General features: G+C 38.6%; 13 protein-coding genes. 2 read left to right on the forward strand and 11 right to left on the reverse strand.

Translation table 11 applies throughout. The features are described 5' to 3' along the window. Nucleotides 1-3 precede the first annotated feature (3 nt). The 3 genes from rpoZ to GKR92_09445 all read right to left on the reverse strand — a co-directional run bounded on the left by rpoZ (nt 4) and on the right by GKR92_09445 (nt 2,205). Nucleotides 4-624 carry a DNA-directed RNA polymerase subunit omega gene (gene rpoZ, locus GKR92_09435; GenBank protein ID QMU61907.1) on the reverse strand — a complete coding sequence of 207 codons (621 nt, stop codon included), beginning with the start codon at nt 622-624 and terminating at the stop codon, nt 4-6. Between the two features lie 107 nt (nt 625-731). Then, nucleotides 732-1,352 carry a guanylate kinase gene (locus GKR92_09440; protein QMU61908.1) on the reverse strand — a complete coding sequence of 207 codons (621 nt, stop codon included), beginning with the start codon at nt 1,350-1,352 and terminating at the stop codon, nt 732-734. Between the two features lie 175 nt (nt 1,353-1,527). Next, a complete protein-coding gene (locus GKR92_09445) occupies nt 1,528-2,205 on the reverse strand; it encodes an OmpA family protein (protein ID QMU61909.1) in 678 nt (225 codons plus the stop codon). 382 nt (nt 2,206-2,587) lie between these two features. Here GKR92_09445 and GKR92_09450 point away from each other — a divergent pair, with 382 nt between their 5' ends. Both GKR92_09450 and GKR92_09455 read left to right on the forward strand, forming a co-directional pair. Then, on the forward strand, nt 2,588-3,181 hold the full coding sequence (locus GKR92_09450; protein ID QMU61910.1) for a hypothetical protein: 594 nt from the start codon (nt 2,588-2,590) through the stop codon (nt 3,179-3,181). A gap of 10 nt (nt 3,182-3,191) precedes the next feature. After that, entirely contained in the window at nt 3,192-4,424 is a 1,233-nt protein-coding gene (locus GKR92_09455; GenBank protein ID QMU61911.1) for a hypothetical protein, read from the forward strand. 27 nt (nt 4,425-4,451) lie between these two features. Here the strand turns inward: GKR92_09455 and GKR92_09460 are convergent, their stop codons facing one another. From GKR92_09460 to GKR92_09495, 8 genes are all read right to left on the reverse strand, one after another. Beyond that, complete coding sequence (locus GKR92_09460) at nt 4,452-5,738, reverse strand: DUF3754 domain-containing protein (protein QMU61912.1); 1,287 nt, start codon at nt 5,736-5,738, stop codon at nt 4,452-4,454. Nucleotides 5,739-5,845: 107 nt separating this feature from the next. Continuing rightward, a complete protein-coding gene (locus GKR92_09465; GenBank protein QMU61913.1) occupies nt 5,846-6,094 on the reverse strand; it encodes a GlsB/YeaQ/YmgE family stress response membrane protein in 249 nt (82 codons plus the stop codon). A gap of 41 nt (nt 6,095-6,135) precedes the next feature. Then, nucleotides 6,136-6,510 (reverse strand): hypothetical protein, encoded by a 375-nt coding sequence (locus GKR92_09470; protein ID QMU61914.1) that lies wholly within the window; start codon nt 6,508-6,510, stop codon nt 6,136-6,138. 41 nt (nt 6,511-6,551) lie between these two features. After that, on the reverse strand, nt 6,552-6,962 hold the full coding sequence (locus GKR92_09475; GenBank protein ID QMU61915.1) for a DUF4332 domain-containing protein: 411 nt from the start codon (nt 6,960-6,962) through the stop codon (nt 6,552-6,554). Between the two features lie 220 nt (nt 6,963-7,182). Further along, nucleotides 7,183-7,905 (reverse strand): phosphate signaling complex protein PhoU, encoded by a 723-nt coding sequence (gene phoU, locus GKR92_09480; protein QMU61916.1) that lies wholly within the window; start codon nt 7,903-7,905, stop codon nt 7,183-7,185. 25 nt (nt 7,906-7,930) lie between these two features. Next, nucleotides 7,931-8,755 carry a phosphate ABC transporter ATP-binding protein gene (locus GKR92_09485; GenBank protein ID QMU61917.1) on the reverse strand — a complete coding sequence of 275 codons (825 nt, stop codon included), beginning with the start codon at nt 8,753-8,755 and terminating at the stop codon, nt 7,931-7,933. An 82-nt stretch (nt 8,756-8,837) separates the two neighbouring features. Beyond that, a complete protein-coding gene (pstA, locus tag GKR92_09490; GenBank protein ID QMU61918.1) occupies nt 8,838-10,514 on the reverse strand; it encodes a phosphate ABC transporter permease PstA in 1,677 nt (558 codons plus the stop codon). Nucleotides 10,515-10,528: 14 nt separating this feature from the next. Continuing rightward, nucleotides 10,529-12,808 (reverse strand): ABC transporter permease subunit, encoded by a 2,280-nt coding sequence (locus tag GKR92_09495; GenBank protein ID QMU61919.1) that lies wholly within the window; start codon nt 12,806-12,808, stop codon nt 10,529-10,531. Nucleotides 12,809-12,890: the final 82 nt, after the last annotated feature.

A 12,890-nucleotide genomic window follows, 5' to 3' on the forward strand; every position in this document is an offset into this window, starting at 1 on the left:
AATTTAGTCCCCATCTGTTGATGGATCCGGAGTTGAAGAAGGTGTTGGTATCCCATAATCAGAAGAATTACTTTCTGCACGTTCACCAAAAGGATTACTATTATCGGAAGTGTCAGAAGATTCGGAAGAATCATTAGAGCTTGCTGCAAGCTCTTTAGCCAATAGCTCTTCCATAGATAAAGTCTCTGCTGCTGCAGAAGTTTCGGCTTGGTGTAGTGAAGGTATTGATGATTCGCCCAATGATGGACTCGCGTCAGGTACACTTTGTGAACTGCCAAATGGGTTCGCCGGCGGCTCGGCTGACAGCTGGCCAGTCACTTGCCCTTCAGGTGCAGGTTGAGTGAGTTCACGACTTATCTCGGCATGTAAAGCAGCTGCAAGATCATCTTCATCAAATGGCAAATCATCGTCTAATGGTTTTGCCAATGCCGCTTCCATCATTTCCTCATTAACTAGCCCAAGCTCTATTTCACGTAATGCAACTACCGTAGACTTATCATTTTCCCATTCCACTAATGGTTCAGTACCCATAGAGAGTTGACGGGCGCGCTTGCTGGCTAGTAATACTAGCTTGAAGCGATTTTCTACATGATCAAGACAATCTTCTACCGTCACACGGGCCATGGGCGTACTCCTAAAATACAAATAATCTAATTAACTAATATATGGGGTCTTAGCCGATTGAGTGTAGCGAATTTGCTGCTCAGCATCTAGCTTTCGATGACAAATCTCTAGTGTTTCGGCAACAAATCTTCTGTAAGGGCTTGCAAAGTATCCTCACTGATAGGCTGATATTCACCCTCACCTACCACTAATGCAGTAAGGTCTCGCAAAGCATCACCAAAATTATCATTTAGAACAATATTATTGAACTCTTGAAAATGACTAATTTCACTTTCCGCATCTCGCATTCTACGTGCAATAGTTTCTTCACTATCCTGACCTCGCCCACGTAATCGGGCTTCCAGCTCTGCTTTTGAAGGAGGCAGTATGAATATAGATTGTGTTCCTTTAATCTGTTCACGCACTTGCTCTGCCCCTTGCCAGTCAATTTCGAGTATCACTTTTAAACCTTGATCTAATTGTTCTTCTACTGACGACAGTGAAGTGCCATAAAATTGATCAAACACCTTTGCGTATTCTAGAAATTCATTTTGTTTGATCATTTGCAAAAATATTTTATAAGGGACGAAAAAATAGTTTTCACCATCCACCTCTCCAGGGCGCCTTTCTCGCGTAGTGTGTGAGATAGAAACCACCACGTTAGAAATAGAATCAACAAGTGCTTTTACCAAGCTTGTCTTTCCTGCTCCTGACGGTGCAGAAATGATAAACAAACTACCGTCACTCATACAGCACCTATCCCCTGAGCACTAACAATGAAGAGATTTGCATTATTCGTCATAGATAGAGGCCTGGTGCAGATATGATAAATAATTTACCTTTACTCATACAATTAATCATACACAAAAGAAAAAGGCTCCGCATAGCGGAGCCTTTTTAAGTTATTACCTATATGTATATTATTTAGCTCTTGGTAAGTGGCACCAAAGCAATTTCGACTCTACGATTTTGAGAACGTCCAGTAGAATCATCATTACTTGCGACGGGATAATCTTCGCCATAACCATAAGTTGCTAAACGTAGCGGTTGAATTTCTCTACTTTGAAAATATTTTGAGACCGCATTTGCACGCTTTTCAGACAATGTTTGATTATACTCATTAGCACCGGTGCTATCGGTATGTCCCATAACCTCAACTAAGGTTTTATCAAATTCGTCCACCACAATAGTTACTGAATCCAATACCGCGAAAAAATCGCCATTAATATCCGCGCTATTTGTAGCAAAGGTTACATTTCCAGGCATATTTAAAATTATATTGTCACCGTCACGAGTTACACTAACACCAGTGCCAGCAAGTTTTTGTCTTAATTTTGCTTCTTGCACATCCATATAGTAGCCCACTGCACCGCCAGCCAAAGCACCCACGCCTGCGCCAATTAATGCGTGCTTACGTCGTTCTCGACTATCATCGCCAGTAATCAGCCCTACCACTGCTCCTGTAGCTGCGCCTGCGCCTGCGCCAATTACGGCTTTACTAGCTTGCTTTTCACCTGTGTACGGATTAATAGTGGAACATGCAGCAAGAATTATTGATAAAAATATAATTCCCGCAATGTTAATTTTTTGTAATATTTTCATTATTACCTCCTTTAGTAAGCACGGGGCTTTTGTATATGCCCAGGTACTAATTTATTTAGTCTTAATTAGCTTTACCTAAAAACAATACCGCCAATAAATATTTGGACTCTAAATCAATATATGTGGTTCATTTTTAATTCTGCTTATTATGAAACAGCTGGTCGTGTCATTTAACCTTTTGTGCACCCTTATATCGGCATATCTACACCATGCATCTAGAGCTGTTTTTAGCCTGTTTCACATAACCGCAAATGAAGTCAAACTAACGTAACGAATTTAAATTAAAGAATATTTTACTCATCACAGTTGCATTTCAGCTAATGAAATAACTGTGATAGAAGACAATAACTATAAGCTTTTAAACTTTCAGAAAAATTATTTAATGATGCAACAACAAATTGCAATGAAAATACGCGAGTATTTACCAGAAATTAATGCTAGTGAAATTAATTTTGATGAAAAAGATCTACAGCCTTATGAAGATAATTTAAAGCAATTTACTGAGAGTATTCTGACTTGGTCGCATACCATTCTCGAAAAAGCCAAATTACCCACACTCGCACATGAAGCAAAGCCTTTAGTTAATAAATACAGTATTGATAGTGATGAAGGCTGTGCGTTACGAATGGTTATAGAATTGGACGCACTGAATAGCTCGTTAGCCAATAGAGATGCTGGAACGGCTGCGCTTGCTAGTATGAAACTATTAGAAAATGTTTGGTATAGCTCTATATTCAAAATTGACGCGAAACAAAACACTAAAAGAGTAAAAAAGTCTGCAACAACTAATTCTCCTGTCGTTTCCAAAACCAAACAAACAACAAATGATTCTAGTCAGCAGCTTTATCAAGAGACCATTAACAACTTAAAAGATAAATATCCACATTGCAATGTAAACGCATTACGTTTATTAGCTGCAACTCGCCTAAATGTGAGCAAGCAAGAACTTGATGATCTTGATATTTCTCCTGAATAAGACCTAGATAATGAGTACTCCAAATAATAATCATGACTTGTTTAGTGCCTCACTAGAGTCGATTGAAACTAGTAAACGTGTAGAGAAATTTCAGCGCTTTAAGAATGATTTTCAACGTGAAAGCAATGCAACATTAGATAATGCACAGGAATGGATAAAAGCAGAACTGCCTATAATCACAGATTATATAGATGCCACCGCAATTAAAGATGAACTAAAACAAACTAAAACTTCAAACAGACGAAAACATCTACTATCTGCATTGCTATTTGAAAAAAACTTGCGGGAATCCATAGTTAATAATGATGCTGTTACAGCAGCCATTATGGCGATGCATATGTTTAACAATATGTGGCAAGCTAAAGTTGAGCTACACGGTTCACTACCTACTGCAGCTGCTTCTATAAACACCTCGCCGCCAAGCCAATCATCCAGTGAAATAGCAAATCAAACTTACAATGACACAAGCGAAAAAATACTTACAACCTTGATTAAAAAAGGTGAAAAGTTAAAAAATTCTTCACAAATACAGTCTCGAATTAAAAGCAAGTCACGAAATAAAGCCACACCTAAAAAATCAAAACAGCAGGTAACTAGCAAACCTAAAGCAAAATCATCTAATAAAAACACGAAAAAGAAAACAAATGCATGGGCTGAAGAAATAGATAAAGAGAAACAACGAAATATTTTAGCATCAGTGAATGATAATAAAATTAAAGATAGTGCTAAGAAAAAAGTTGGTAATGTGTTATCAAAAGTTAAAACAAAATTACCTTTAAAGAGAAGAAAAAAATCAATAAAAGAAAAATTTACCGCACAGCAGGATAATTCTACGGAAAAATATCAAGATGATGATTTACTTGACGATCCTAATAGATCTTCCATTATGGTCAGCCCAGGATTCTCTGAGAGTATCGATGATTCATTAATACAAGCACGTTCACAAATTATTAAGAAACCAAATGATTCAGGCGTAACCGTACACAAATTACTAAAAGAGCGTGATCACGAAAGACAAAAACCAGGTAGTAATACAATTATTATGAAACTGGCATCTAGCTCAGGGAAGAGATCTGGGGCAAAATTAAGTGTTCCAGAACAATGCCAACAAGCGATTAATATACTGACTCAACAATTTCCAGGTTACGACCTGGTAGCAATACGTCACATGGCGGCAGAAAAAGTCGGTGTCTCACCTCAATATATTGAAAATCTAAATATTCTTCCCGAAAAAACTGGCTAAACTGACTTATCGTTTTCCCAATCTATTTTATTGATTTGCATATTGAAATGCATGGTCCCAAATATAATCAATAGTGCGTTTTGCAGATTCAATGTCAGATGCACGATATTGATCGTCGGCAATATTTTCAACTACCGAGATCGTATGCCCCGAATCCAAAGCTGCTTGTAAGTTCGTTAACTGCTCTAACGCTGGCTCAACTTTGACTTCTGTACTTGTAGAAAGTTGATCCTTAGTCCAACTATTTAGCTTGAGGCTAATTTCTTCTATACTAAGCGCCTTATCTTCCAGCATCAATAAGTAGTATATTAGTAGCATCTCTTTGCTTTGCTCTTCTTCAGCAGCATCCACAACAGCATTTAATACACCTTGACAGACATCAAGGCTCTTAAAAAATAACACGTCTGTTACTTTTTTCAGAAACTCTAAACGTTTACTTTTATATTTTATATACTGTCTGGCTGCAAAACCTCCCAAGGCCACACAAGCCGTCAAGGCAGCTAACAATAATGGATAAACCGCCTTAGGGTCACTTACATCTACGTCAAAATGTCCGCCCAGGTTCCAACCAAACACTACTAATGCAATTGCCCCCACTAACAAACCTAAAGCCGGTAATATTTTAATTAACATCGGTATGGCAGCACCCAATGCTGGAATGATTAGCATCAGTTTATCGCGTAAGTTCATGCTGATTTTCACATTAGGGAACAAAAGCTCTAAATCATAATGTGGAATATTTTTATATAAATATAGATAAACTTTCCCAGGTTTAAAATTAAGTTCATTCTTTTGTTTTTCTTTTGCTTCAAAGTATTGCTGTGATTTTATTTCTAACAAAACAGAAACATAATCGTAATTATCGAAACTAATTTGTTTTTTTCTAAAAAAGCGTTTTATAGTTACCTGTTTAACATTGCTGCCACGATAAAATAATAAAATACGTTCATAATCATCTAAATCAACTTGAGTATTAACCGGAACCAAAGAAGACTGGTTCAATGCTTTTTCGATATCCTGCTTGCTTAACTCTTGATAATTTGCATTCAGCAAGACTCTTTTGAGAGTGTTAGCTAGAATGCTAGCCTGTTGTCGTTCTTCGTCATCTGTTAATTTAGGATATGCTGGAGTTTCATTATTTGGATTAAAGTTAGCGTATGATTGCTTCATTAACTCCAGATTTTTTTGCGCTTTAAAATGCACATAAGCATTAAGAATTTCAGCAAAGGACCTGAACTGCCGCTGTTCTTTTTCCTCAAGCAATTTACAGCATTTGTTTACTAGCACATGGCGACTGCAAGGAATAAAGTGCATTAATTTGAAACAGTATAGATTGTGAAAATAAATCTATTAGTAGAAACAAAAACGCCTAGATAAAATTTCTAGGCGTTTTAAGTTTTCACTATAAATATAGATATTAATTACTTTTTTATCATTCGATAAAGCAATAACAATATCAATGCGCCCACTACAGCAATAACTAAGCTGATTATATTGAAACCCGTTACAGATCCAAAACCTAGCAAAGTACTAATGTAGCCTCCGACAAATGCGCCGGCGATGCCAAGCAGAATGGTCACAATGAAGCCGCCAGGATCCTTTCCAGGCATAATCAATTTTGCAATGGCGCCAACTATGCCGCCAAGCACTATCCAAGTTAAAAAACCCATAGCTACTCCTAATTATTTTTATTATTTAGTTACTAAGAGAATTACTCTTTTTTCATCTTTTCAGCTGCATCTCCTGCATGCTCTTTTGCTGATTCAGCTGCATCTCCTGCGTGTTCCTTAGCTTTTTCTACGACTTCCTCAGCTTTTTCCATCATAGTGGATCCTTCTTCAGCCGCAGCTTCTTCTTCAATGGGTGGTAAAGAATCCCAATCTGGTAATGGCTCAAGCTTAGGTCCGCCAGCGGATTCAGCTTCCTCACCTGCATGTTCCTTAGCTTCCTCACCTGCATGTTCCTTAGCTTCTTCACCTGCATGCTCAGCTGCTTCGCTTGCTTCATCACCAGCGTGTTCAGCGTCATCTTTACTACAGCCAAACATCAAAGCTGCAATGAACAACATTAAAATTAATTTATACATCTCGAACTCACTCCTATTGGTTTTATAATTATTATAGTTATTTAGTGCGTTACTTTTGGTGGCAGCTCTTTGGCATGCTCGACCCAAGCAGTAACTTCCTTCAATGTAGGGACTCTCCTCACTAAATTCTTCTCTGCATTGACCTCTTCCATTTTAGCGGTGAGGTTTTCAGGAACTCGGTTGCGAAGTTCTTTTACCGTATCAACACCTGATACTTCTAAAAGTTCAGAGTATTCTTCGCCTACTCCCTTAATTCTAAATAAGTCACACATATTAACCCATTTAAGAATCTGGCTCTCACTACAGCCTGATTTCCCCGCACAATCTTTGCGGCCTGCAGCGGAACAACCTGCCTCCAATAAACCATTTGTATCAGTAATGCCTGCCTTGGCTAACATTTCAGCATATTTCGGGCCAATTCCTTCAACTGCTTCTATTTTATGATTTGCCATTTCAAAGAGCTCCCAGCTTTACAAGGCAATACTTTTGCAATGCCTATAGTTTTATTATGGTAATTATTTAAATTATGAAAACTCAACACTAAGCATGAGTAAACAAAAGCTTATTATAACAAGCAGAAAGGGGTTTGGTATGTAAAGTTGCTAGAATTTACATGTACAGAAATACAACATGTTGATTTAACAGTAATTGTAAAATAGGAATGCTCTTAACTTACTTATCTGTATCCGTAAGTTCATTTTTTACCTGCTCAAAACTTGTATGGCGAACGTCAGTTCCTGCCACAGTATAAATAACATACTCACAGATATTCTTGGCATGATCGCCAATTCGTTCTAACGAACGAGCGCACCACATAACTCGCAAAGCGCGTTTGATAGCGCTGTGATCTTCCATCATATGAGTAATTAGCTGACGTACTAAAGCGTCATATTCTTCATTGATTTCTCGATCACCTTGTGCAATGGCTAATGCAGCATCAGTGTCCATTCTTGCAAATGCATCCAAACTCTCATGCAACATTTTTCGAACTTGCTCACCCAAATGTTTTATTTCCATAAAATAAGAAGGTGTGCGTTCAACGGTTGCAAGTTTTACTCCATGTCGACCAATCTTCTCAGCCTCATCACCAATTCTTTCTAAATCTGTTATTGTTTTAATTACCGTTACAACAAGACGTAAGTCACTTGCAGTAGGTTGGCGTCGCGCAATAACTTGCGTGCACTCTTCATCAATTGCAACTTCCATTGAATTAATCTTGTAATCACTTGTAGCCACTTCTTCTGCCAAACTACTATCTGATCGCGTTAGAGCAATCAATGCATTTTCGACTTGTTTTTCAACCATGCCGCCCATGTTTAACACTTTGCTACGTAGTGATTCTAAATCTTCATCAAATTGATGAGAGATGTGTTGTCCGATATCTTGATAAACCATAAGTATCTCGCTTTCTTATAAACTGTTAGCCGTAACGACCGGTAATATAATCTTCAGTTTGTTTTTCTTTTGGGTTGGTAAATAATTGATCGGTCGCCCCGAATTCGATCAGTTCGCCCAAATATAAAAACGCGGTGTAATCCGAAACCCGTGCGGCTTGTTGCATGTTATGCGTGACAATTACTACCGTGTACTGTTCCTTTAACTGAATAATTAATTCTTCAATTTTCAAAGTGGAAACCGGATCTAACGCTGATGCGGGTTCATCTAGAAGGATAACCTCTGGCTGAATTGCAATAGAGCGTGCAATGACTAAGCGTTGTTGCTGACCGCCAGAAAGCCCTAGAGCGTTATCTTGTAAACGATCTTTTACTTCATCCCATAAAGCTGCACCCTTGAGCGCCCACTCTACTCGCTCATCTAATACTCTTTTCTTATTTACACCTTGCAAACGCAAACCATAGGCAACATTTTCATAAATCGTTTTAGGAAATGGATTGGGTTTTTGAAATACCATGCCTACTTTACGTCGCAATTCGGCAACATTAACGGATTTAGTATTAATATCTTCACCATGCAGAAACATATAGCCTTCTAAACGCACGATATCTATTAAATCATTCATGCGATTCATACAACGCAACAAGGTTGATTTACCGCAGCCACTCGGACCAATAAACGCGGTTACACGTTTCTCAGGGATAACTAAATTGATGTTTTTAAGTGCTTGGGCAGCACCGTAATACAAACCAAATTCTCTACATTCAAAACAAGCAGTTTCCTCCTCAATATTTTGACCACCCTTATTGAGTAATACGTCTTGTGAAATTTTTGGTGCGGCCATAGTCATGTTTTCCTTAGCTCCTACAAAGCCTTACATAATTGATATATAGGTTCAATCTCAAGTCCAGGCAAAGTACGGAATTGCATATTTAGTTTTGCTCTAAATCTTTATACTTTTCTCTTAAATGATTTCTTGTGTAAATTGCAGCTAAATTAAGAATCACAATTACGAGCACAAGTATTAACGCAGTTGCATACACTAATGGACGCGCAGCCTCTACATTAGGGCTTTGAAAACCTACGTCATAAATATGAAAGCCTAAATGCATAAATTTCCGTTCCAAATGAATAAACGGCGCATTACCATCTAGCGGCAATGAAGGCGCAAGCTTGACTACTCCTACCAACATTAACGGCGCTACTTCACCCGCAGCACGTGCAATTGAAAGAATTAGACCCGTCATAATTGCAGGACTCGCCATCGGCAAAATAGTACGCCACAACGTTTCTGCTTTGGTAGCGCCCAATGCAAGCGAACCTTCTCGAATTGCTCTTGGAATACGCGACAAACCTTCTTCAGTGGCAACAATTACAACTGGCACTGTTAGTAACGCAAGGGTAAGGGATGCCCACAACAATCCACCTGAACCAAAAGTAGGTGAAGGTAGTGCTTCAGAATAAAATAATTCGTCTATCGTGCCGCCAACAATATAGACAAAAAAACCAAGACCAAATACGCCATACACAATGGAAGGCACCCCAGCAAGATTGTTTACGGAGATTCTGACTAAACGAGTTAAGAAACCCTGCTTTGCATATTCACGCAAATAAATGGCTGCAATAACCCCAAATGGCATTACTACCACTGACATCAATAATACGGTAAGCACGGTCCCAAAAATAGCTGGGAAGATTCCACCTTCGGTATTGGCTTCTCTTGGATCATCGGTAATAAATCCCCAAAAGGTCTTAATGTAAAAGAATATTTTATCTAGCAGACCCATTGCATTAGGACGATAGGCTTTCACGACATCCGCAAGTTTAACTTCTACCTCTTTGTCACCCATGATGGTTGCCGTAATACTATCTCGCGACATCTCCTTATAAAGAGAATTCAACTCACTCTTTAGTATTTCATATTCAGCGTTAAACTCTGTCCGAGCATTTTCAATCGGCTTAAATTTTTCTAGATCGGTAACGCCATCTTTCTCAAGACCACGTTGTTTTAAACGTAGCTTTTCAATTTGATAATTAACTCGTCCAATTTCAACTTTTTCTATATGTTCAATTCTTTCTCTTAATTCAGCAACCCGATCTAAACGCTCTTCTAAATCTTGCCATTTAATATCTTCGTAGAGATTTAGTACTTTATTGTCACTTTTAATTTCCTTCAGAAATCCGTAAAAGTTACCCCATTGTGTGCGCTCCAACACCAAAACATCTTCTGGTTTATTCACCTTCTTCTCATTAGGTGTAACGGTTAACATGAAATCCACACCTAAGGAATCACGATTACCAACTTTTATTAAACTACGCTCAATGATGTCATCGTCACTGTCTACCTTTACACCCGGCTCTAGTATTCTTTGTTTTAATACCTCTTCAGATTCAACACGCTCTCCTATGACTTGAACAATTTCATCGTTATTCAGGTATTCAATTTCATAAACTGTTTTTGGCCAAAAGTGCCCTAACCCGCGCACCGCAATCAGTGCTAATAAGCCCACTACCATAATTACACTAATGGTTACCGCACCAGCGTTTAACCAAATCCATGGGGTACCGGATTTATAAAATGGATCTTTATGAGATTTATTACTAGGCATCTAGATGACTCTTCTTATAGAGAGCTATATTTTTCACGCAGCCTTTGTCTAACTATTTCTGCGATGGTGTTGAAGAAAAATGTAAAAATAAATAACACTAAAGAAGCTAAAAACAGCACTCTAAAGTGCGTGCTAGCCACTTCTGACTCCGGCAACTCAACCGCGACATTTGCCGACAAGGTGCGCATGCCTTCGAAAATACTAAAATCCATCACCGGAGTATTACCGGTTGCCATTAACACAATCATGGTCTCGCCTACTGCTCGACCTAAACCAATCATAGTAGCTGAAAATATTCCTGGACTGGCTGAGGGCAACACTACTCGCATTAACGTTTGCCAAGGTGTAGCACCTAACGCTAACGAACCTGATGACAAATGTTTTGGCACACTAAACACAGCATCTTCAGAAATAGAAAAGATGATTGGAATCACGGCAAAGCCCATGGTAATTCCAATAATTAATGCATTACGTTGGTCATAACCTACACCCATGGTGTCGGTAAGCCAGAGACGCATATTGCCATCAAATAAGACTTGTTCTAACCACGGGCTAAGCGCCAAACTGGCCCAAGCAAAAAATAACACTACTGGTAACAACAGAGCAGCCTGCCAACCATCTGCTATTCTACTAGTAATGTTTTCAGGCAATTGCCACCAACAATAACTGGCTAAGAAAATACCTAAAGGCACCAATAATAAAAGTGTAAACACGCCTGGCAAATTCAATTCTATATAAGGCGCCAACCAAAGACCTGCCAGAAATCCTAATATTACCGTTGGTAACGCAGCCATAATTTCGATCGATGGCTTAACCACACTACGCATTTTTGGTGCCATGAAATAAGCAGCAAAAATCGCACCACAAATTGCCAGCGGCATTGCAAACAACATGGCATAAAATGCAGCTTTGAACGTTCCAAAGGTTAGCGGCGTAAGACTAAATTTTGGTTCAAAATCGCTAGAAGCAGATGACGACTGCCAGATATAGTCTGGTTCCGGATAACTTTCGTACCAAACTTTACCCCAAATAGATTTCATTGAAGCTTCTGGGTGCTCACTATCAAGTTCCCAAACGTGTAATTGTCGGTTAACATCTTCAGCAATAATTTTGTCACTTCTTGGCGCAATACCAAGATACACAAGTGGTTTATCAATAACATTTTCGGTTATGACATGACGCTCTGCAGTGGCGTGAAAAATAGAAATATTTCCATCCACATCAGTAGCTAAAAACCCTTTGCGCAGCTGCTCGGTAGTAATGCTAGAAATCTCTGCACTACCGCTTTTAAATTTTCTTATGGGTGTTAAATGCCGCAAGCCATCATCCCCGCGTACTAAAAACAACTGATGGATATTGCCCTGATCATCGGCCAGCAATAAGGAAATCCCACCAAGCAAAAATTCTAAAATAGTGGGTTTGTTACCTTCATCCAGCACTGATACATCTTCAATATGAATCGGCTCATCTTTTGAGCGGATATCGTAATAAGCAATCGCACCATTTGCATTTAAAAGATATAGCCAATCCCGTTCAGGTGATATCAACGTTTTAATCGGTGTATCAACATACGGGAGTTGAACTTGGCTAGTGAGCTCAAATGTAACTTCATCTTCATCTAAAAATGAAGACGTTTTTTCAAAGTTAACCAACCGTGGGCCGCTTTCTGTTTGTACAAATAATGTTAGCCCGTCTTCATTTTCGCTGATCGCTAAGCTCTTTAACGTCTGCTCACCAATTTCTAAGTCAATTGGATCTTCGCCTAACGGAAAAGTGATGCTAGGAATAATGGTTCGCTTACTATTCTTATACTTAGAAGAATATTCATGTTGAAAAATAAGCACTGCCCCGGTACTCAGACCGAGCGCAACAATATTTTTTTCAGCATCAAGATGTGCCCAACTACTAATATATACATCTTTGTTCGCTACAAGTTCTTTACTCTCAATTAATTCGCCACTATCTACATAAAAGAAATTAACAACGCCTTTATTATTTAGACGCATAGCAATTTCTGCTTGTTCTTCGATTGAATAAAGTAAAGTTTCGTCAGTAGCCACCTTGCTTAATGAGTAATTGGTAACTTCGTGCAAGGCTGCTCCTTTAAATAAAGGAAACACCACCATAAATAGAAACAGAAAAATTAGAATGATTGAGCCGATAACTGCAATTCCACCTGCTCCTACTAAATAACGTGCAAAAATATCTTTGATCGATCGTCTACGCCATAAGGCCTGATCAAAAACTAATGGTTCAGGAACACTGAGTTGTGATGAGCTTGATTCTTCAGACATTTTTAGATTTATTTTTATAGCACCAAGCTTTTTATATTAATGCAAATTTATTCTTACAAAAAAGGCCCTACTGTTAACTGCA

This window comes from Gammaproteobacteria bacterium, from assembly GCA_014075255.1.
Taxonomy (GTDB): domain Bacteria; phylum Pseudomonadota; class Gammaproteobacteria; order UBA4575; family UBA4575; genus JABDMD01.

Excerpts from the sequence above, each read along its gene's own strand:
- GKR92_09440 (QMU61908.1), bottom strand. The coding sequence starts at position 1,352 with ATGAGTGACGGTAGTTTGTTTATCATTTCTGCACCGTCAGGAGCAGGA.
- GKR92_09460 (QMU61912.1), bottom strand. The coding sequence starts at position 5,738 with ATGCACTTTATTCCTTGCAGTCGCCATGTGCTAGTAAACAAATGCTGT.
- GKR92_09470 (QMU61914.1), bottom strand. The coding sequence starts at position 6,510 with ATGTATAAATTAATTTTAATGTTGTTCATTGCAGCTTTGATGTTTGGC.
- GKR92_09495 (QMU61919.1), bottom strand. The coding sequence starts at position 12,808 with ATGTCTGAAGAATCAAGCTCATCACAACTCAGTGTTCCTGAACCATTA.
- rpoZ (QMU61907.1), bottom strand. The coding sequence starts at position 624 with ATGGCCCGTGTGACGGTAGAAGATTGTCTTGATCATGTAGAAAATCGC.
- GKR92_09450 (QMU61910.1), top strand. The coding sequence starts at position 2,588 with ATGATGCAACAACAAATTGCAATGAAAATACGCGAGTATTTACCAGAA.
- phoU (QMU61916.1), bottom strand. The coding sequence starts at position 7,905 with ATGGTTTATCAAGATATCGGACAACACATCTCTCATCAATTTGATGAA.
- GKR92_09475 (QMU61915.1), bottom strand. The coding sequence starts at position 6,962 with ATGGCAAATCATAAAATAGAAGCAGTTGAAGGAATTGGCCCGAAATAT.
- GKR92_09445 (QMU61909.1), bottom strand. The coding sequence starts at position 2,205 with ATGAAAATATTACAAAAAATTAACATTGCGGGAATTATATTTTTATCA.
- pstA (QMU61918.1), bottom strand. The coding sequence starts at position 10,514 with ATGCCTAGTAATAAATCTCATAAAGATCCATTTTATAAATCCGGTACC.
- GKR92_09465 (QMU61913.1), bottom strand. The coding sequence starts at position 6,094 with ATGGGTTTTTTAACTTGGATAGTGCTTGGCGGCATAGTTGGCGCCATT.
- GKR92_09485 (QMU61917.1), bottom strand. The coding sequence starts at position 8,755 with ATGACTATGGCCGCACCAAAAATTTCACAAGACGTATTACTCAATAAG.
- GKR92_09455 (QMU61911.1), top strand. The coding sequence starts at position 3,192 with ATGAGTACTCCAAATAATAATCATGACTTGTTTAGTGCCTCACTAGAG.